The following is a 19027-nucleotide window of genomic DNA, read 5'->3' as shown; positions in this document are numbered from 1 at the left end:
GTGGTTTAATTGAAATACAAATTTTTGGTTTTAGTAGGGCAGATTGCAATGAGTCGAGCTTACTTTATTCACTATTTCACAGGCTCATTGCGATTTATGAGAGCCATCTGTTGTAAAGCTGCTGGAGTTAGTGAGACCCCAGTTGCTTAAAATAATAGCTGGTTGCGTGCATGGCACCTTGTGAATCACTTACAAAGTGCGGGATTTCACCACTTTTGGTAAACCCGATAGCCTGATAAAACAGCTCTGATCTATCGCCGCTTTGTGTATCCAGCACCAAGAGCGTCATACCGAGTTGATTGGCATATGTCTCAAGATATTGCATCAGTGCTTGGGCAATCCCCTGACGTTGATAATCCGGGTGAACCAGTAACTTTTCCACCTCACCTCGGTGTCTACCATTTTGTTTTTTACAAGGAATGAGTTGTACCGAGGCAACTAATTGTTGCTCCAGATAAGCTGCCAGTATGACGCGTGTATTCTGCCCAAGTTCTGTATTTACCTGTGACCAGTAGTTGGTCATGTGTGCGTCAGAGGTGGGGTGGTAAAACCCCAATGATGCGCCCTGAGCGATACACGCTTGTAGTTGAGATGCAAGCATTTGCTGTTGTAACGGGGTGAGCTCGGCGAGGGGTTCAATTATGAGTGGCATAGTCACACTCCTTCATGGTTGCTAACTCTTCACAGATCTGGTTTAACTGAGATTCCAGACGCTGTTTTTGTTCTAAAAGCTGCGCATAGTGCGACTGATTTTGGGGCTGTTTGCTTCGCAGTGCAGCATAGAGTGTTCGCTGTGACAAGGCAAACTGGCTGGCTGCTTCGTGAATGGTCAGCTGCTGACTCTGCACCATATGAACAGCTCGTTGGACACTGGGGTGGGCGGGGGAAAGTTTAGTCGCCATGTCAACGCTCCAAACTGTGATTGAACAATGAGTCACAGGGTGGCCATACACTGTAGTCTATCCGCCAGATGAGGGTGAGTGTGTCTAACCAGGATTTCATTTCATATGCTCCTATTACGCGTGTTTACACAGGAGTAAGAAAGTTACATGCCAAAATTTAAAGTTGTTATAAATTAATAGGTTGAATTTTTCATTAGTGTGTAAAGTGCCAAGTGTGCACCGAAAAAGCGCACACGCTTCCCTTTATGGCGCAAGTTCTATCGAACACTCACAAAGCGACTTTTGCCGTTGTACAAGCCACTATAGTGCGAAGTGATAGTGACGAGTTATCCTGATACGAACACAGCATGGCGCCCTGGGGCGGGGTTTGTCTTTCGGTGTACTTTGCGAGTTGTTCTTGCGTGGGTCAGGCTGTTCGGTTCGTGAGAGAATAGACGCTGTTTGTTTCTACAATGGGTGTGCTATGATGTGCGCTTGCTAATACAGCAACCCTAAAAATTAGAACAAGGAAATCATAGATGAAAAAGATAATAACAACGTTAGCGTTATCAGTTGCAAGTTTATCTGCCCAGGCATATGACTGTTGGGGAAAAGTTAAAACGGTCGATATAACTCCTGCCGGATCGGTTTATCTGAGTGTCACGGGCTTAGGCGAAGCGAATTATGTATGTAACGTCACACAAAAATCAGGCTCATTTACACCAGAAGCGTGCCGTGTCATCTTTAGTCAAATGTTGGCGGCGAGCATGGCTGATAAAACAGTCACTCTGTGGTTTAAGAATGGTGAATTTAATAGCTGTACTGCCACAAACTGGAGTAGCTTTCACAGACACGGGCTTTATCATTTACGTGTAAATCAGTAATCCCCTGATCGTTGCCCGGAGCGTGCGCCAACTACAGATAGTCACGCTCCATGCTAGATTTCAGCTTAGATGTACTTCTTTTAAGCAATACCAGCCCCACTAAAGTGGCTACCAAGAGCCAAACCCACTTATTGCCATGCTGACTATAAAAGCTGTCCCCGCGCATCAGTTTCACGTCCAGTAACATTGTCTCCTCAACAAACTGAGGCAAGGTGTGCTGTGTCTGACTAAGTGGATCATAAATCCCACTGATCCCATTGTTGGTTACCCGAACCAAAGGACGTTGTAGTTCCAGCGCGCGCATCCGGGCAATTTGCATATGCTGATGCGGGCCGTGTGAATCCCCAAACCAGGCGTCATTGCTGACGGTAAAGAGAATGTCAGACTGACTGGTGTAGTTGTTTCTGACCAGTTCACTGAAGGCTATTTCGTAGCAGATAGCAGGCAGAACATGTAACCCATTGGCTATCAGGTTCGCTTGCTGTGCGTCACCCCGAGAGAAGGAAGACATGGCCAGATTGAACAGGGGAGCAACCGGCCGCAACCACTTTTCAAAAGGAACAAACTCTCCGATGGGGAGCAGCTGATGTTTTTGATAGCGGTTTGTGTGCAGGTACTGATAATGACCCTGCTCGTCGTCTGTCTGTTGCTTACCCACTACAATCAGGGTGTTGTAGACATTACGGGTGTCAAACTGATAATCAGGAATGCCTGTGATTAACGCACTTTGATTAAAAGCAGCAGCTTTGTCCAGGTTGTGCAAAAAGTCGAAGGCTAAGTCTTCAAGCTCCGGAATAGCTGCTTCTGGCCAGACAACCAGATCAGCCTGCTGCCACAGTGGTCGTGTCATATCCTGGTATTTTGACATGGTCGGCCAGAATTGTTCTGGTTCCCAGCGCAGGCTCTGCTGAATATTGCCCTGAACCAACAAGATGCGGGTTTGCTCGCCCGTGTATTCAACCGGGTTATCTGTCGTACGAGTCAAAAAAGAGAGCGCAAACAGAGGCAGCAGGGTCATTAGAGTTAACTGATAGCGTTTATACCAGAGCAGGTAGTATAAAAGAGCACCAAACAACACACACACCAGAGTCAGACCAAATTCACCAATCCAGGGGGCGAGCACGTTTAGTGGGGAATCGGTCTGACTATAGCCAAAACTGAGCCAGGGGAACCCGGTCAGTAAAGTGCCGCGCAGATATTCAAATATCGCAAACCCGCTGAGCAGCAATGCGACACGTTGCCAGGGCTTGTCTGAGAAGCGTGTTGCCAGCGCAAAGGCCAGTGCAGGGTAAATAGCCAGATAGGCACAAAGCAGGCCCATTAATAACAGCGAAGCTGGTAGGGGTAAACCACCGAACTGAGCAATTGATACATGCACCCAGCTTATTCCGGCCGCAAACCAGCCAAAGCCAAATAAAAAACCATACTTGGCTGCTTGTCGGGTCGTGGGCTGATCCGTTACAAAACACGCAACTGCGAGCGCGACAAAGATGATTGGCCATAGTCCAAATGGCGCGTAACTGAAGGTCAGTGAGGCACCGCTAAGCAGTGCCAGCCACGTAAACTTGTCTTTCAGTAGGGCGGTGAGTTTATTCGAGAACGTCTTCAACATGTTCGGTTTTTGGCATCGTCACCTGTAACTGCAAAATGCGGCGATTGTCCGAGTTGGTGACCTTGAACTGCAATGGGGCAATGTCAATGGTTTCGCCGCGGCTTGGCATATGGCCAAATGCATGCAAGATTATCCCGCCTATGGTGTCTGCTTCCTGCGTATCATATTCCGTTTTGAAGTACTCGTTAAACTCATCCAATGGTGTCAGAGCCTGAACGTTAAACACGTGCTTAGACAACTGGCGGATGGCCTGTTGCTCGTCCTCATTATCGTGTTCATCTTCGATCTCACCGACGATGGTCTCAAGAATGTCTTCAATGGTCACCAGGCCTGAAACACCTCCGTACTCATCAATGACAATCGCCATGTGGTAACGTTTTTGTCGAAATTCATTGAGCAGCGCATCAACACGTTTACTCTCAGGAACCACAACCGCCGGGCGCAAGTACTCACGAATGGTTGGTAATTCACTGTCACGCTGAACAATCAGGGGTAACAGATCTTTGGCCAGCAAAATGCCTTCGACATGATCTTTGTCTTCGCAAATGACCGGGAAACGCGAATGGCTGGATTCAACCATTGCGGGTAACTGCGACTCCAGGTCCTGATCAATATCCAACGTCACCATTTGTGAACGCGGTATCATGATGTCACGGACTTTTAACTCAGAAACACTGAGTACGCCTTCCATCATGTCTTTGGTTTCAGGATCGATCAGGGCTCTTTCCTGTGCGTCGGCAATTACCTCTACCAACTCTTCTTTGTTTTGGGGTTCCCCTTGCAGCATCTGTGTGATGCGTCCCAGCCAGGTCTTGCTCGAAGAACCCTGACTACTTTGCGAGTTTTCGTCGCTCATTGCGGTGTGTTACTCCAGTCGGTTAAACGTCATCTCGATATGGGTCAGCAATGCCCAGATCGGCTAAGAATTCTTTTTCAAGACTTTCCATTTCATCGGCGTCCTGTTCATTTATATGGTCAAAGCCCAACAAATGCAAGCACCCGTGTACCACCATATGAGCAAAATGATCGTGGAAGGTTTTTTCCTGTTCTTCGGCCTCTCGAAAAACAACCTGAGGACAAATAATTAGGTCACCAACCAGTGGTAGCTCAATCCCAGGTGGTGCTTCAAAAGGAAAAGACAGCACATTGGTGGGCTTGTCTTTTCCGCGGTACTGGCTGTTCAGCTCCTGGCTTTCTGCTTCGTCTGCAATTCGTATGGTAACCTCGGCCTCTTCCTTATACGTAAGGAGTGCTTTTTCGGCCCACAACTGAAATTGTTCAGCCGAAGGCAGGTTGGCGAAGTCACTGGCAATCTGTAGATCTACCTCAAGCGACATTATGAGCGCTCCTCGTCGTTGGCGTTGGGTTGTGTATCAGTCGGCGTGGTATTGGCCTGTGCCTGTAATCTTGCCTGCTGTTTGTTAAACTTTTCCTTTCGCTCGGCTTCTTCTTTTTTCTCGTAGGCCTCAACAATGCGTGCCACTACTGGGTGGCGTACCACATCGTGAGATTTAAAGAAGTTAAACGAAATCTCGTCAACCTCTCCCAATACATCAATGGCATGGCGCAGACCAGAGCGCGCACCGCGAGGTAAATCCACCTGAGTGATGTCACCCGTGATCACGGCTTTCGAGTTAAAACCGATCCGGGTCAGAAACATCTTCATCTGCTCTGTGGTGGTGTTCTGGCTTTCGTCGAGAATTATAAAGGCATCGTTCAGTGTCCGGCCACGCATATACGCTAGTGGTGCAACTTCAATCACGTTCTTTTCGATCAAACGTTCGACTTTTTCAAAACCCAGCATCTCAAATAGCGCATCGTAAAGCGGACGTAGGTAAGGGTCTATTTTTTGTGTCAGGTCGCCAGGCAAGAAACCCAGCTTTTCACCCGCTTCAACGGCCGGACGAGTCAACAGAATACGACGAATTTCCTGGCGTTCCAGGGCATCTACCGCCGCCGCTACTGCCAGGTAGGTTTTTCCTGTCCCTGCCGGACCGATACCAAAACAGATGTCATGGGTCAGAATATTGGCCACATACTGGCTCTGGTTGGGGTTGCGGGGCTTAACCACACCACGACGTGTTTTAATAAAGACTTCTTTTTCCCACACATCTGGGGCTTCCTGCTCCAGGCAGTTGGCCTCAGTGATAGCCAAATGAACTTGGTCTGGCTCAATATCGGCAAACTTGCCGCGTACGGGCTGAGTTTCTACATACAGGGATTTTAAAATATCGACCGCAGCTTTAGCCACAACCGGTTGGCCTGTGACTTTGAACCAGTTATCTCTGTGGGTAATTTCAATGCCCAGACGACGTTCAATTTGCTTCAGGTTGTCATCAAAAGGCCCGCATAAAGAAGATAGGCGGTGATTGTCGGAGGGTTCCAGATAAAATTCGATATTCTTGACTTGGTTACTCAAAACAACTTCCTAATAACAAGACGCCAGCATCAGCTGGCGTCGAAATTCCAAGACTAAGGTGTAAAGGTCGCAACACCCAGTTCATTGGCTTCTGGTTCTGCTGGTGCACGATTTAAGATATCCGAAGGTGCAACATCTCGGCGTAAGTCCATCTCAGTTTCAGTTCTGATCAGTTCACCACGCAATGAATTGGGCAGCGCCTCAGTGATACGTACGTCAACGAACTGACCGATCACTGAGTGTGGACCTTCAAAATTCACAACCCGGTTATTCTCGGTACGGCCACGTAATTCCATTGGGTTCTTTTTCGAAGGACCTTCAACCAGGATGCGTTGCTCAGTATCATGCATTTTACGGCTGATGTCCTGTGCCATCTGATTGATGCGATTTTGCAGCAAGTACAAACGCTCTTTCTTTTCTTGTTCGGTTACATCATCAGGCAGATCCGATGCCGGCGTACCTGGACGAGCTGAATAGATAAAGCTGAAGCTCATATCAAAGCCAATGTCGTTGATCAGATTCATGGTCGCTTCGAAATCCGCTTTACTTTCTCCCGGGAAGCCAATAATGAAGTCTGAGCTCATGCTTAGGTTCGGGCGGATCTTACGTAGTTTGCGGATCGTAGACTTGTATTCCAGTGCTGTATGGCCACGCTTCATCAGGTTCAGAATGCGGTCTGAGCCACTTTGAACCGGTAAGTGCAGGTGATCTACCAACTCTGGTACGTCTGCGTATGCATCGATGATGTCAGGTGTAAACTCAACTGGGTGTGAGGTGGTGTAACGAATGCGGTCGATGCCATCGATAGCCGCGACAAAGCGCAGCAGATCAGAGAAGTAGCAAATTTCGCCATCATGCATTTCACCGCGATAGGCATTGACGTTTTGACCCAGCAGGTTGACTTCACGCACACCTTGCTCTGCCAGTTGCGCAACTTCAAGTAAAACATCATCTAGAGGACGGCTCACTTCCTCACCACGCGTATAAGGTACAACGCAGAAAGTACAGTATTTAGAGCAGCCTTCCATAATGGATACAAACGCACTCGGGCCTTCTGCTTTTGGCTCTGGCAGGCGATCGAACTTTTCGATTTCCGGGAATGAAATATCGACCACAGAGCCTTGCTTGCTTTGGACCTGTTTAATCATTTCAGGCAGACGGTGCAAAGTTTGCGGACCGAAAACGATATCGACAAAGGGCGCACGTTGGCGGATTGTGTCGCCTTCCTGAGAGGCTACACAGCCACCTACACCAATAACCAAATCTGGATTATCGTCTTTTAGCAACTTCCAGCGGCCCAGCTGGTGAAATACTTTTTCCTGTGCTTTTTCACGAATTGAACAGGTATTGAGTAGGATCACATCCGCTTGTTCAGCTTCTTCTGTTAGCTGATAGCCATTGGTGGAATCAAGCAGATCCGCCATTTTCTGGGAGTCATACTCGTTCATCTGACAGCCCCAGGTTTTGATATGCAACTTTTTACTCATTGAAATAATGCCTCGTTTTCAACTCGGTGAATAGCACGATGTGCGACGCTAAAACAACTAATGTCACTAAGCCGACCCGCTCATCTCCTAGATCAATACAGAGCATAGTCTGTATCCTTGCCAGGATCTTGCGTGAAATTAGTTTAAAGGACGCGTATTTTATATGACCTAATGACACTAGCCAAGTATAGTTTTTAACTTTAAAAACCAAGATCAAGGCATCTTGTATTTGCTCAGCTACAATATGCAGGGCGATAAACCTTTCAGAACGAATTGGGTTACAATAGCGGGATATAACTTAGCAAGCTGAACTAAGGAAAAAGGGTATGAAAAACAAAGTGCTGATAGTCGGTGGTGGCATGGTTGGCGCAGCGGCTGCCGTGAAGCTCGCACAGCAAGGTCTGGCGGTCACAGTGCTCGAAACGCACCCATTGGATGCCATGCAGACACTGACAGACGAGACCATTGATATTCGAGTCTCAGCCATTAATCGCTTTTCAGAAGCCTTGCTGGATGAGCTGCAGGCAATGCCGATGCTTCGCAATGCCAGGCTGGCACCGTATCAACAGCTCGAAGCGTATGAGCAGGAAAATAACAGCCTGTTATTTGATTGCGAGGAGCTGGCTGCAACGCATTTAGGCCACATTGTCGAAAACCGTCTTATTCAGGCCAGTTTATGGGCACAATTCGAACGCCTTTGCATTCAGGTCGAGCAGGTGTCTGGCACGCCTCAGGCAATCAAGCAAGATACTGATTCGGTTGAGTTGATTTACCCGGAGCAAAGCTATCAGGCCGATTTACTCTTAGCAGCTGACGGAGGGCGCTCTGTGGTACGCAAACTGGCTGGCATTGGGGTGACCGGTTGGCAATATCAGCAGCATTGTATGGGTGTGCTGATCAAACTGGATGCGCCGCAGCAGGTAAAAACCTGGCAGCAGTTTAAGCCGTCCGGACCGATTGCCTTTTTGCCTATGCAATACCCGTACGCCAATCTGATCTGGTATCACCATGGCAATGAGCTGGCGCAGATGAAGACGTTATCGAATGCACAGTTAAAGGAGGAGATACAAAATCACTTCTTCGATTTACCCGGTGAGTTTGAGGTGTTGCAAAGCGCGGTATTTCCGTTAGCCAGACAACATGCTAATCAATACCATCAGGGGCGTGTTGTCTTGATTGGCGACTCAGCACATACCATCAATCCATTGGCTGGGCAGGGAGTTAATTTAGGATTCAAAGATGTGGCTGCGCTGGCAAGCGTACTGGAAGGCGCTGAAGACATTGGTAACGCCGCTTTGCTGCGCCGCTATGAGCAGAGCCGTCGTAACGATAATCTGATGATGATGAGTATGATGGACGCTTGCTACTTTGGCTTCTCTAACGAAATTGCACCATTAAAGCATTTACGCAACCTGGTGTTAAAAGTGGCTAATCATGCCGGTCCAATTAAACGTGAAGTATTGAAACATGCAATGGGTGGCGTCGTTTAGACGTCATTCATAATAGGAACAACAGATAGCAAAGCAATAAAACTAAATGGAAATTATAGTGAAAATGGATAAATAATTAGGATGCTTCGGAGGAATAAAAATGGAATTTTGGATGTCTTAGAACTAAATGGTGCGGAAGGAGAGACTTGAACTCTCACAACCGAAGTTACAGAAACCTGAATCCTGCGCGTCTACCAATTCCGCCACTTCCGCATCGTATATTTAGCTTACTAATGAAAAAGAAACCTGAATCCTGCGTCTCATTCGACAACAGCCAATTCTGCCACTTCCGCATCGTATATTTGATTTTTAAAAAGAAGAAAAGTTTTAAGATTTTAAGATAAGAGTTAAATGGTGCGGAAAGAGAGACTTGAACTCTCACAACCGAAGTTACAGAAACCTGAATCCTGCGCGTCTACCAATTCCGCCACTTCCGCATTAAATCTCTATTAATACAATCAAAAGAAACCTGAATCCTGCGTCTTATTCGACAACAGCCAATTCCGCCACTTCTGCATCGTATATTTAACTGAATTTCCATCCCGTGAAGAGATGGCTGGAGTACCAGGATTTGAACCTGGGAATGGCGGGATCAAAACCCGCTGCCTTACCGCTTGGCGATACTCCAGCAATAATTCAAATCTTGAATCCAGATAAATCTAAATCGATAATATCCTTCTTCTTAACGCTTGATACTACAGAAATAAAAAGCGTAATCAAGTGTTTTAGTTCAAATTGAAGAACATGGTGCGGAAGGAGAGACTTGAACTCTCACATCCGAAGATACTGGAACCTAAATCCAGCGCGTCTACCAATTCCGCCACTTCCGCATGTTTTTTGCTTTGATATTGGAACCTAAATCCAGCGTCCAATTCAAGACGTCTGGCCAATTCCGCCATTTCCGCATTTTTATCTCATAAGAGATGGCTGGAGTACCAGGATTTGAACCTGGGAATGGCGGGATCAAAACCCGCTGCCTTACCGCTTGGCGATACTCCAACGAAAAGTTGATTATTTTAGTTCTTATCGAGAACATGGTGCGGAAGGAGAGACTTGAACTCTCACATCCGAAGATACTGGAACCTAAATCCAGCGCGTCTACCAATTCCGCCACTTCCGCAACGTGGTGGCTATGCCCTGATTTGAACAGGGGACCCCATCATTATGAGTGATGTGCTCTAACCAGCTGAGCTACATAGCCATTGGCTGGAGTACCAGGATTTGAACCTGGGAATGGCGGGATCAAAACCCGCTGCCTTACCGCTTGGCGATACTCCAACGAAACTAAATCTGTTTTAGTTCTGACTTAAAAGAACATGGTGCGGAAGGAGAGACTTGAACTCTCACATCCGAAGATACTGGAACCTAAATCCAGCGCGTCTACCAATTCCGCCACTTCCGCGTCTTGCTAGCTAGATGAGTTTTGGTAGTAATTAAAGCATGGTGGCTATGCCCTGATTTGAACAGGGGACCCCATCATTATGAGTGATGTGCTCTAACCAGCTGAGCTACATAGCCATCTCTTTAATTTCTCATCATCGCTGATGCGGGGCGTATTATGCGTATATGGCCGTATGTCGTCAACACCTTTTTTGCAAAAAAATACCTAACACAGTTTGTTTGCAGATAAATTAAGCGAACCAGCGTGTTTTTAATGCAATTAGGCTAATAATTTCGCGTCCAGTGTAATAGAAAGACAAAAAAAGCGCCATGAGGCGCTTTTTGTAAGACAGGTTTTGCCTGCCAGTATTGAGTGCGTTACTTAGACATTGAACAAGAAGTTCATCACATCGCCGTCTTTAACGATGTAATCTTTACCTTCCTGGCGCATTTTACCTGCGTCTTTAGCACCGCTTTCGCCCTGGTATTCAATGTAATCATTAAAACCAATGGTTTGTGCACGAATAAAACCGCGCTCAAAGTCAGTGTGGATCTTACCTGCTGCTTGTGGCGCAGTTGCACCGACAGGAATGGTCCATGCACGTACTTCTTTTACACCAGCAGTAAAGTAGGTTTGCAGTTTTAGTAGCTCGTACCCACCGCGGATCACCAGGTTAAGCCCCGGTTCTTCCAGACCAAGGTCGGCCATAAACTCAAGCTTGTCTTCTTCTTCAAGTTCAGACAGCTCAGACTCAATCGCGGCACAGACTGGAATTACAACAGCGTCTTCCGCTGCGGCAATTTCACGTACCTTGTCTAAAAATGGGTTATTTTCAAAACCATCTTCAGTGACGTTGGCGATATACATAGTCGGTTTGATCGTTAAGAAGTTCAGTGGCTTGATTGCAGCCAGCTCTTCTTTAGTCAGTTCCAATGAACGCAGTGTTAAACCTTCATCAAGGTGTGCTTTGACTTTTTCCAAGACTTCGTTTTGGAATTTAGCGTCTTTATCGCCACCTTTGGCTTTTTTAGCATTTCGCTGCGCTGCGCGGTCGGCTGCTTCCATGTCGGATAACACAAGTTCTGTGTTGATGACATCGATATCATCCGCCGGGTTTACCTGACCAGATACGTGTACGATGTTTTCATCTTCAAAGCAACGAACTACATGACCAATCGCATCGGTTTCGCGAATGTTTGCGAGGAATTGGTTACCCAGACCTTCACCTTTTGATGCGCCTTTTACCAGACCCGCAATATCAACAAATTCCATTGTTGTGGCAATGGTTTTTTGTGGATTAACAATCGCAGCCAGTTGATCCAAACGAGGATCCGGAACGGCAACAACGCCCGTGTTTGGTTCGATAGTACAAAAAGGGAAGTTCGCGGCTTCGATGCCCGCTTTGGTTAATGCATTGAATAGGGTTGACTTACCAACGTTAGGTAGGCCAACAATGCCACATTTAAAACCCATAGTTTAAAACCTTTAATTTGCTATCAATCGGACAAAATCCGGCATGGCCGGATTCTTATATCTTGCGACTGATATTAAGCGATCAATCACAGCAGTAACGGGACTTGTACGTCGGTGTTACGGCTTAAAAGAATGTAGTCTATTTTGTGCTTTTAACACACCGTCTTTGGCCAGGATTTCCATGCAACGTACGGCTTCATCCACCGCTGCATCAATTTTTTCCTGATCTGCCTGAGGCGCCTTGCCCAGTACCCAGCCTGTCACCTTATCTCGGTGTCCAGGGTGGCCAATCCCAATGCGTAGACGCATAAACTCTTTGTTATTGCCCAGCTTGGCGATAATGTCTTTCAGGCCATTGTGTCCGCCATGACCGCCGCCTTTTTTGAGTTTGGCGACACCGGGATCCATATCCATTTCATCATGTGCAACCAGGATTTGCTCAGGCGGTATTTTATAAAAATTAGCCAGGCTACCTACAGCTTTACCGCTCAGGTTCATAAAAGTGGTTGGAATAAGAAGCTTAAATTCCTGATTGTTCAGGATCAGCTTGCCGCTAAGGCCATGATGTTTGGAGTCAGGTTTGAGAGGGACGTTGTAGCGCCTGGCCAGTTCTTCGATAAACCAAGCCCCGGCATTGTGACGGGTGTTTGCATATTCGGGGCCTGGATTTGCCAGGCCCACTAGCATTTGAATAGTATTCAAGGTGCTAACACCTTAAAAATTATTCAGCAGCTTCTTCAGCTGTTTCTTCAGCAGCGCCGCCTTTAGGTGCGTTTACAGTCACAACCGCTTGGTCGTGGTCTGCACCTTTAGCAAGCTCAACAGAAACTACACCAGCTGGAAGTGCGATGTCTGAAAGGTGTACAGTTGCGCCAACTTCGATAGCTGCTACGTCAACTTCTACGAACTCAGGAAGCTGAGCTGGCAGACATGTGATTTCGATTTCAGTTACGTGGTGAGCAATCGTGTTGCCGCCTTTAGTTGCTGCTTCTTCGTTGATGAAGTGTACAGGAACTTTAGTGTGAAGCTTTTGAGAAGCGTCAACGCGTTGGAAGTCAAGGTGAGTTACCTTAGGCTTGTACGGGTGACGTTGGATGTCTTTCAGGATAGCTTCAACAGACTCACCACCGATGTTCAGAGTCAGGATGTGCGTGTAGAAACCTTCGTCTTCTTGCATCTGGATAACTTTGTTGTGCTCAAGAGTAAGCGAAACAGCGTCTTTGCCTGCACCGTAAAGGATAGCAGGAACTTTATCAGCGCGACGTAGGCGGCGGCTCGCACCAGTACCCAGAGTTTCGCGTACTTCAGCGTTTAATACGTATTGTGACATGAGTGTCTCCAATTATTTTAGTTAATACTTCGAAGGGCTCGCGACCAAGCACTTCGGTAAATCACCGAACTCACCGTGGTTGTATCCAAAGCAAGCCCAGTAAAAAGGCGCGCTAATATACCACTTACCGGCAGCCTTGCAAACCTTTGGACATAAAAAAAGCACCCTGAGGTGCTTTTTATTTGCGGATAAACACAGATTAGTGTTCAAACATCGCAGAGATAGACTCTTCATTGCTGATGCGGCGAATGGTTTCAGCCAGCATATCAGCCAGAGTCAGTACTTTGATCTTGTCAACAGACTTCAGTTCGTCAGACAAGGTGATTGAGTCAGTGACAATCACTTCGTCGATTACTGAGTTACGCAGGTTTTCAGCTGCATTACCAGACAATACCGGGTGAGTTGCGTAAGCGAATACACGCTTAGCGCCATGCTCTTTTAGTGCCGCAGCGGCTTTACACAGTGTGCCACCGGTATCAATCATATCGTCAACGATGATACAGTCACGACCTTCTACGTCACCAATGATGTGCATGACCTGAGACACGTTCGCTTGTGGGCGACGCTTGTCGATGATAGCCAGGTCTTTGTCATCCAGAAGTTTCGCGATTGCACGCGCACGAACTACACCACCGATATCCGGTGATACGACAACAACGTCGTCGAAGTCACGCTCTTTCATGTCTTCAAGTAGTACCGGGCTACCAAACACGTTATCAACAGGTACATCGAAGAAGCCCTGGATCTGCTCAGCGTGCAAATCAACGGTTAGTACGCGGTCAACCCCAACGCTTGACAAGAAGTCTGCGACAACTTTAGCTGTGATTGGTACACGCGCAGAACGTACACGACGGTCCTGACGGGCGTAGCCAAAATATGGGATAACAGCTGTAATACGACCTGCTGAAGCACGACGTAACGCATCCACCATAACAATGAGTTCCATCAGGTTGTCATTGGTTGGTGCGCAAGTGGACTGAACGATGAAGACATCAGAACCACGAACATTTTCATTAATTTGAACGCTGATTTCACCGTCGCTAAAACGGCCTACAACGGCATCACCTAATTCGATAAACAAACGTTTTGCAACTTTTTGAGCTAGCTCAGGTGTTGCGTTACCAGCGAAGAGCTTCATGTCGGGCACGGTAGGGTTCCTCAGGCACTGTAATATTATGTATGCAATGACGTCGTCTGTGACAGTGTCAAAACAAGCTAACTTAAACTATTTTACTTCATCTTTACGCCATGCAGCCAGTTGCCTGTGGGCAATTGACTCGCGAGCGTTTTGGCTAATAAAGCCTGTCCAGGGAGAGGGAAGTTGTTCGAGGACACGCTGTGCGGCTTGCGCAGATTCAAATTCTGCAAAGCAACACCCTCCTGTCCCTGTCAGTCTGGACGGCGCATATCTTAACAACCAGCTCAGGGTTTTATCAACCTCGGGGTGGAGCTTTTTAACTAATTCCTGACAGTCATTGTGTGTTTGCTCTAATGCCCAGTTAGCTGATAATTTGGGAGTTTTCCGGGGTAAATCTGGATGTGTAAAGACCTCTACGGTGCTGACATGGACATTAGGAAATACCACCAGGTAGTATTTTTCGGTGATAGGGTATGGACTCAATTTCTCTCCAACTCCCTGAGCTAACGCCGTTTTTCCGTGTACAAAAACAGGCACATCAGCCCCGAGTGTCAATCCAATATCGGCGAGTTGGGCGATGGACAGGTTACATTGCCATAAGGTGTTGAGTGCCAGTAATGTGGTGGCTGCATCAGATGAACCACCGCCAACACCGCCACCCATAGGCAGGTTTTTAGTTAAGTGAATACGAACCCCCTCAGCAGAGGATTTATACGGACGCAGCGCGTTGGCAGCTCGAAAGATTAAATTATCCTGCAACGGGATATCCGCAACATCACCATGGATCTCGATGGTATCTTGTTCCAGTGGAACGAAGGTTAATTGATCGCCGTACTCCAGTAAGGTAAACAGGGTTTCCAGCTCGTGGTAGCCATCAGCACGGCGGCCATTGATGTGTAAAAACAGGTTGAGTTTTGCCGGAGCGGTTAATTTAAGTGGTTTCATAAGGTCTCAAAGTGCCAATTACTGATACGGATTTTGATGGTGATGTCATTGTGCGTCAGTGTGAGTCGGGTTGGCAGTTCGAGCCCGTTGACGCGTTGATATGTCTGGTAGGCGACCTGCCAGCGCAAGCCCTGCTTATCTTGCCAGGTTGCCTGGGTAAGTTGTTGCTTTTGATTATATTGATTGTTGGGCGCGTCTATTTGACCTGTCAACCATTGCGGTGCCTGCGATACCGGCAGTTGCCAGCCACTCAGACGATATACCAGTTCACTGCTGTCGTCGCTGGTGTAAGTTTTATCTTCGAGCGTGAGTGTGCTGTACTGATCAAGTTCTTCGAGTTTTAATACCTGGGTACCAATAAATGTATTTAGTGTCAGAGTTTGTTTTTGTTCGCGGTATTGCCAGTTAAAATTGGCGGACTGGCGCTCCTTGGGAGAGATAAATGCGAGCTTACCCGTTGCCCGCCAATTGTTATAACTTTCGGGACGATTTTGCTGTGTATGCTCATCAGACGGCGTAATACGCTGTGCACACCCACTCAGAAACAATAAAAACATGAGCAAAATCAAATGAAACTGTTTCAAACTAAGTTCCTTACTTTCCATATTCGATTGATTTTTGGTAAAATTAGCGGCTTTAAAGCAGGGCTTGAGCAATACTGGCAGTTATGACCATCATCGCACTTGGGATCAATCACAAAACCGCGTCCGTCGAATTGAGGGAAAAAGTCGCTTTTTCTCCGCAACAACTATCGGATGCGCTACAGCAGCTGTCTGAGTTACCGCAGTTTAATGAGTCCGTGATTGTTTCTACCTGCAATCGGACCGAAATCTATTGTAGCCTTGGGGACCCGAATTCCCAAGCGCTTCTGGGTTGGCTTGCGCAATTTCACCAGATAGAAGAGCACGAATTGGCTGAGAACGTCTATGTGCACCACAATCAGGACGCCGTTAACCACCTGATGCGCGTTGCTTGTGGATTGGATTCGCTGGTATTAGGTGAGCCACAGATCCTGGGGCAGATTAAGCAAGCTTATAATAGTGCAAAGGCACACAATGGCATTCAGCCTGTGTTTGAACGCTTATTTCAGAAAACCTTCTCAGTAGCAAAGCAAGTTCGTACCGAAACCGAAATTGGCGCTAGTGCGGTATCTGTTGCGTATGCCGCAGTTAATTTGGCAAAGCACATCTATGGCCAGCTGGAAAAGACCAATGTGTTGCTAATTGGTGCGGGTGAAACCATTGAGTTGGTTGCCAAGCACTTATCTCAACATAACCCAAAAGCTATCACCGTGGCCAACCGTACCATTGAACGGGCGCAACTGCTGGCAAATGAAATCAGTGCCAATGTTATTTCTTTGGCTCAGTTGCCGGAGCAATTGCATCAGGCTGATATTGTGATCAGCTCCACGGCCAGTACCTTGCCCATCATAGGTAAAGGCGTGGTAGAGCAAGCACTGAAAAAGCGTAAACACAAGCCGATGTTGTTCGTTGATATTGCGGTACCGCGTGATATTGAAAGTCAGGTGAATGACTTAGATGCTGCGTATTTGTATACCGTGGATGATCTACAGGCGATTGTGAACGAAAACATAGCTTCGCGGGAACAAGCTGCACGTGAAGCACAACAAATCATTGACGATAAAACGCATGAATTTGCGCAGTGGCAGCGTTCACTGACCTCTGTGGATGTGATCCGGGAATATCGTGAATCCGCACAGACGATTAAATTAGAGCTCGTGGAAAAGGCGTTAAATCAGCTACAATCGGGTAAGAATTCAGAAAAGGTCTTGTTAGAGTTGGCAAACAAGCTCACCAATCGGCTCACTCATGCACCGACCCGTGCCATTCAGGCGGCGGCAAAAGAGGGCGATATAGAGCGTATTGCAGTATTAAAACAAGCATTAGGTATTGAGCAGGAATAAAAGTTAAATGAAAGAGTCCGTCTATCGTAAATTGGAAACCCTGGTAGAGCGCCACGAAGAAGTGGAAGCCATGCTGGGGGATCCGGAAGTTATTGGCGATCAAAACCGTTTTCGCGCGTTATCAAAAGAATATTCAGAGCTGGAAGATGTCGTTAAGGCGTTCACTGCCTACCAGCAGGCCCAGGAAAACGTTGCTGCGGCTGAAGAAATGCTAAAAGACTCAGATCCTGACATGCGTGAAATGGCTCAGGAAGAATACAAAGAAGCAAAACAACAAATTTCAGAGCTGGAGGAGCAACTCCAGATCCTGATGCTGCCAAAAGACCCGAAAGACGACAATAACGTATTCCTTGAAGTTCGTGCCGGTACCGGTGGGGATGAAGCTGCGATTTTCGCAGGTGATTTATTCCGTATGTACAGTCGCTATGCAGAAGCACAAAAGTGGCAGGTCGAAGTGGTCAGTGCCAATGAAGGTGAGCACGGTGGCTATAAAGAGGTGATAGCCAACATCAAAGGGGATGGCGTTTACGGTAAGCTGAAGTTTGAGTCGGGCGCACACCGTGTACAACGTGTACCAGAAACAGAATCTCAGGGCCGTGTTCATACCTCAGCGTGTACAGTTGCTGTGATGGCAGAAATTCCAGAAGCAGAAGCCATTGAAATTAACCCATCGGACCTCAAGGTCGATACCTTCCGTGCATCTGGTGCCGGTGGTCAGCACGTTAACAAAACCGATTCTGCAATTCGTATTACTCACATTCCGACCGGAGTTGTGGTTGAGTGTCAGGATGAGCGTTCGCAGCATAAAAACCGTGCGAAAGCGTTGTCAGTACTGGGCGCCCGACTGCAGCAGGCTGAAGATGAAAAGCGTCAGGCAGAAGAAGCCAGCGAACGTCGAAACCTGGTTGGCAGTGGTGACCGCTCTGAACGTATCCGTACGTATAACTATCCGCAAGGACGTATCACGGACCACCGCATTAACCTTACGCTGTATCGTCTTAATGAAGTGGTGGCCGGCGACCTGGGTGCCGTTATCGATCCGTTAGTGTTGGAGTATCAGGCTGATCTGTTAGCAGCCATGGGCGACGACTAATGGCGCAGAATCCCAATCTTGCTCAGGCGATTGCCTGGGCGAGTTCGCAACTTCAAAGTAGCTCAGAGTCAGCGAAACTCGATGCCGAAGTGCTGCTTTTACACATTCTTCAGAAGAACCGCAGTTACTTATTCGCGTGGCCAGAAGCCGAGCTGAATGCAGAGCAATATCAATTATTTGAATCACTCATTGCACGTCGAAAAGCGGGTGAGCCAGTCGCCCATCTGACGGGGGAACGCGAGTTCTGGAGTTTGCCTCTGTATGTCAATAATAGCACCCTCATTCCCCGGCCAGATACGGAAACCCTGGTTGAGCATGCATTGACCTTACCCCTGCCGACAGATGCTCGAGTCGTTGACCTGGGGACTGGTACGGGCGCTATTGTGCTGGCGCTGGCGTCGGAGCAGCCTGACTGGCAGCTTATTGGTGTAGACTACTCTCATGACGCGGTGGCTCTGGCAGAGAAAAACCGCCAACGGCTGGGTTTTGAGCATGTACAGATCCGCCAGAGCGACTGGTTTTCAGCCTTGTCAGATCAGCGCTTTGATTTGATTGTCAGCAACCCCCCGTATATATGTGAAACGGATGAGCACCTGAATCAGGGCGATGTCCGTTTCGAACCTTTATCAGCCCTGGTGGCGCCGGATGAAGGTTATGCCGATATCCGTCATATTACTGAGCAGGCACTGCAATATCTGGCACCGGATGGTTATCTGATGTTTGAACACGGGTATCAGCAAGCTGCTGGTGTTCAGCAGATTTTTGCACAAATGAACTATCGCAATATACTTACAATAAAAGATATGGCAGGCTGTGATAGGGTAACGATGGCGCAAAAGCCACAATAATCGTTGCTGATTATCTAAATTGCCTTGTGCAGGCATTATGCATAGTGCAGTGATACCGTATTGTGGTGGACAGCTCGGTTATCGCCAACCTGCTTCATGACCGTCAGCGTGCGCAATACTGG

At 47.5% G+C, this 19027-nt stretch carries 18 protein-coding genes and 10 tRNA genes; 5 read left to right on the top strand and 23 right to left on the bottom strand.

Annotated features, from left to right (window positions below; translation table 11 throughout):
- Positions 1 to 127: 127 nt before the first annotated feature.
- A complete protein-coding gene (locus IY568_RS20825; protein WP_125564376.1) occupies positions 128 to 652 on the bottom strand; it encodes a GNAT family N-acetyltransferase in 525 nt (174 codons plus the stop codon).
- Positions 636 to 902 carry a helix-turn-helix domain-containing protein gene (locus IY568_RS20820; RefSeq protein ID WP_125564378.1) on the bottom strand — a complete coding sequence of 89 codons (267 nt, stop codon included), beginning with the start codon at positions 900 to 902 and terminating at the stop codon, positions 636 to 638. The genes IY568_RS20825 and IY568_RS20820 overlap by 17 nt, the downstream gene beginning before the upstream one ends.
- Positions 903 to 1420: 518 nt before the next feature.
- Between IY568_RS20820 and IY568_RS20815 the strand changes: the two genes are divergently transcribed.
- The gene (locus IY568_RS20815; protein WP_138539646.1) at positions 1421 to 1765 is read left to right on the top strand and encodes a hypothetical protein; all 345 of its coding nucleotides are present in this window, start codon (positions 1421 to 1423) and stop codon (positions 1763 to 1765) included.
- 31 nt (positions 1766 to 1796) lie between these two features.
- Here IY568_RS20815 and lnt read toward each other — a convergent pair whose 3' ends face one another.
- From lnt to miaB, 5 genes are read right to left on the bottom strand one after another with little or no spacing between them, the layout of a single operon-like run.
- Positions 1797 to 3377, bottom strand: a complete 1581-nt coding sequence (gene lnt, locus IY568_RS20810; protein ID WP_194868552.1) for an apolipoprotein N-acyltransferase — start codon at positions 3375 to 3377, stop codon at positions 1797 to 1799.
- Positions 3355 to 4233 carry a CNNM family magnesium/cobalt transport protein CorC gene (corC, locus tag IY568_RS20805; protein ID WP_058797374.1) on the bottom strand — a complete coding sequence of 293 codons (879 nt, stop codon included), beginning with the start codon at positions 4231 to 4233 and terminating at the stop codon, positions 3355 to 3357. The genes lnt and corC overlap by 23 nt, the downstream gene beginning before the upstream one ends.
- 22 nt (positions 4234 to 4255) lie before the next feature.
- Positions 4256 to 4714: an rRNA maturation RNase YbeY gene (gene ybeY, locus IY568_RS20800; RefSeq protein ID WP_125564383.1), complete on the bottom strand. Its 459-nt coding sequence runs from the start codon at positions 4712 to 4714 to the stop codon at positions 4256 to 4258.
- A complete protein-coding gene (locus IY568_RS20795; protein WP_194868551.1) occupies positions 4714 to 5796 on the bottom strand; it encodes a PhoH family protein in 1083 nt (360 codons plus the stop codon). Before IY568_RS20795 ends, ybeY begins: the two co-directional genes overlap by 1 nt.
- A 53-nt stretch (positions 5797 to 5849) precedes the next feature.
- On the bottom strand, positions 5850 to 7283 hold the full coding sequence (gene miaB, locus IY568_RS20790; protein ID WP_125564387.1) for a tRNA (N6-isopentenyl adenosine(37)-C2)-methylthiotransferase MiaB: 1434 nt from the start codon (positions 7281 to 7283) through the stop codon (positions 5850 to 5852).
- Positions 7284 to 7609: 326 nt separating this feature from the next.
- On the opposite strand from miaB, the gene IY568_RS20785 reads away from it, so the two are divergent.
- Positions 7610 to 8773 (top strand): FAD-dependent oxidoreductase, encoded by a 1164-nt coding sequence (locus tag IY568_RS20785; RefSeq protein WP_194868550.1) that lies wholly within the window; start codon positions 7610 to 7612, stop codon positions 8771 to 8773.
- Between the two features lie 128 nt (positions 8774 to 8901).
- Here the strand turns inward: IY568_RS20785 and IY568_RS20780 are convergent.
- The 16 genes from IY568_RS20780 to lolB form a co-directional block, all read right to left on the bottom strand.
- A tRNA-Leu gene (locus tag IY568_RS20780) sits at positions 8902 to 8986 on the bottom strand.
- A 139-nt stretch (positions 8987 to 9125) separates the two neighbouring features.
- Positions 9126 to 9210, bottom strand: a tRNA-Leu gene (locus IY568_RS20775).
- 116 nt (positions 9211 to 9326) lie between these two features.
- Positions 9327 to 9401, bottom strand: a tRNA-Gln gene (locus IY568_RS20770).
- A 117-nt stretch (positions 9402 to 9518) separates the two neighbouring features.
- Positions 9519 to 9603, bottom strand: a tRNA-Leu gene (locus tag IY568_RS20765).
- 94 nt (positions 9604 to 9697) lie between these two features.
- Positions 9698 to 9772: transfer RNA gene (locus IY568_RS20760), tRNA-Gln, on the bottom strand.
- 36 nt (positions 9773 to 9808) lie between these two features.
- Positions 9809 to 9893 (bottom strand) — tRNA-Leu (locus IY568_RS20755).
- Between the two features lie 4 nt (positions 9894 to 9897).
- Positions 9898 to 9974 (bottom strand) — tRNA-Met (locus IY568_RS20750).
- A 2-nt stretch (positions 9975 to 9976) separates the two neighbouring features.
- Positions 9977 to 10051, bottom strand: a tRNA-Gln gene (locus IY568_RS20745).
- Positions 10052 to 10090: 39 nt separating this feature from the next.
- Positions 10091 to 10175, bottom strand: a tRNA-Leu gene (locus IY568_RS20740).
- 39 nt (positions 10176 to 10214) lie between these two features.
- Positions 10215 to 10291 (bottom strand) — tRNA-Met (locus IY568_RS20735).
- A gap of 244 nt (positions 10292 to 10535) precedes the next feature.
- On the bottom strand, positions 10536 to 11627 hold the full coding sequence (gene ychF, locus IY568_RS20730) for a redox-regulated ATPase YchF (RefSeq protein WP_049864749.1): 1092 nt from the start codon (positions 11625 to 11627) through the stop codon (positions 10536 to 10538).
- Positions 11628 to 11744: 117 nt separating this feature from the next.
- Positions 11745 to 12329, bottom strand: a complete 585-nt coding sequence (gene pth / locus IY568_RS20725; RefSeq protein ID WP_049864750.1) for an aminoacyl-tRNA hydrolase — start codon at positions 12327 to 12329, stop codon at positions 11745 to 11747.
- Positions 12330 to 12348: 19 nt separating this feature from the next.
- Positions 12349 to 12957: a 50S ribosomal protein L25/general stress protein Ctc gene (locus tag IY568_RS20720; RefSeq protein ID WP_010386545.1), complete on the bottom strand. Its 609-nt coding sequence runs from the start codon at positions 12955 to 12957 to the stop codon at positions 12349 to 12351.
- 199 nt (positions 12958 to 13156) lie between these two features.
- A complete protein-coding gene (locus IY568_RS20715; RefSeq protein ID WP_010386544.1) occupies positions 13157 to 14104 on the bottom strand; it encodes a ribose-phosphate pyrophosphokinase in 948 nt (315 codons plus the stop codon).
- Between the two features lie 78 nt (positions 14105 to 14182).
- Entirely contained in the window at positions 14183 to 15040 is an 858-nt protein-coding gene (ispE, locus tag IY568_RS20710; protein ID WP_194868549.1) for a 4-(cytidine 5'-diphospho)-2-C-methyl-D-erythritol kinase, read from the bottom strand.
- A complete protein-coding gene (gene lolB / locus IY568_RS20705) occupies positions 15037 to 15624 on the bottom strand; it encodes a lipoprotein insertase outer membrane protein LolB (protein ID WP_194868548.1) in 588 nt (195 codons plus the stop codon). Before lolB ends, ispE begins: the two co-directional genes overlap by 4 nt.
- Positions 15625 to 15707: 83 nt before the next feature.
- Here lolB and hemA point away from each other — a divergent pair, with 83 nt between their 5' ends.
- Genes hemA through prmC form a run of 3 tightly spaced genes read left to right on the top strand, consistent with a single transcriptional unit; the run spans position 15708 to position 18905 of the window.
- Complete coding sequence (gene hemA, locus IY568_RS20700; protein WP_194868547.1) at positions 15708 to 16964, top strand: glutamyl-tRNA reductase; 1257 nt, start codon at positions 15708 to 15710, stop codon at positions 16962 to 16964.
- A gap of 7 nt (positions 16965 to 16971) precedes the next feature.
- Positions 16972 to 18057, top strand: a complete 1086-nt coding sequence (prfA, locus tag IY568_RS20695; RefSeq protein WP_194868546.1) for a peptide chain release factor 1 — start codon at positions 16972 to 16974, stop codon at positions 18055 to 18057.
- Complete coding sequence (gene prmC, locus IY568_RS20690) at positions 18057 to 18905, top strand: peptide chain release factor N(5)-glutamine methyltransferase (protein WP_194868545.1); 849 nt, start codon at positions 18057 to 18059, stop codon at positions 18903 to 18905. The genes prfA and prmC overlap by 1 nt, the downstream gene beginning before the upstream one ends.
- Positions 18906 to 19027: the final 122 nt, after the last annotated feature.

The sequence above is a fragment of the Pseudoalteromonas sp. PPB1 genome, assembly GCF_015356275.1.
GTDB lineage: Bacteria > Pseudomonadota > Gammaproteobacteria > Enterobacterales > Alteromonadaceae > Pseudoalteromonas > Pseudoalteromonas rubra_D.
This window is presented reverse-complemented; position numbering and strand designations above follow the sequence as displayed.

Excerpts from the sequence above, each read along its gene's own strand:
- lnt (WP_194868552.1), bottom strand. The coding sequence starts at position 3,377 with ATGTTGAAGACGTTCTCGAATAAACTCACCGCCCTACTGAAAGACAAG.
- IY568_RS20820 (WP_125564378.1), bottom strand. The coding sequence starts at position 902 with ATGGCGACTAAACTTTCCCCCGCCCACCCCAGTGTCCAACGAGCTGTT.
- miaB (WP_125564387.1), bottom strand. The coding sequence starts at position 7,283 with ATGAGTAAAAAGTTGCATATCAAAACCTGGGGCTGTCAGATGAACGAG.
- prmC (WP_194868545.1), top strand. The coding sequence starts at position 18,057 with ATGGCGCAGAATCCCAATCTTGCTCAGGCGATTGCCTGGGCGAGTTCG.
- IY568_RS20720 (WP_010386545.1), bottom strand. The coding sequence starts at position 12,957 with ATGTCACAATACGTATTAAACGCTGAAGTACGCGAAACTCTGGGTACT.
- ybeY (WP_125564383.1), bottom strand. The coding sequence starts at position 4,714 with ATGTCGCTTGAGGTAGATCTACAGATTGCCAGTGACTTCGCCAACCTG.
- IY568_RS20815 (WP_138539646.1), top strand. The coding sequence starts at position 1,421 with ATGAAAAAGATAATAACAACGTTAGCGTTATCAGTTGCAAGTTTATCT.
- IY568_RS20825 (WP_125564376.1), bottom strand. The coding sequence starts at position 652 with ATGCCACTCATAATTGAACCCCTCGCCGAGCTCACCCCGTTACAACAG.
- ispE (WP_194868549.1), bottom strand. The coding sequence starts at position 15,040 with ATGAAACCACTTAAATTAACCGCTCCGGCAAAACTCAACCTGTTTTTA.
- corC (WP_058797374.1), bottom strand. The coding sequence starts at position 4,233 with ATGAGCGACGAAAACTCGCAAAGTAGTCAGGGTTCTTCGAGCAAGACC.
- hemA (WP_194868547.1), top strand. The coding sequence starts at position 15,708 with ATGACCATCATCGCACTTGGGATCAATCACAAAACCGCGTCCGTCGAA.
- ychF (WP_049864749.1), bottom strand. The coding sequence starts at position 11,627 with ATGGGTTTTAAATGTGGCATTGTTGGCCTACCTAACGTTGGTAAGTCA.
- IY568_RS20785 (WP_194868550.1), top strand. The coding sequence starts at position 7,610 with ATGAAAAACAAAGTGCTGATAGTCGGTGGTGGCATGGTTGGCGCAGCG.
- prfA (WP_194868546.1), top strand. The coding sequence starts at position 16,972 with ATGAAAGAGTCCGTCTATCGTAAATTGGAAACCCTGGTAGAGCGCCAC.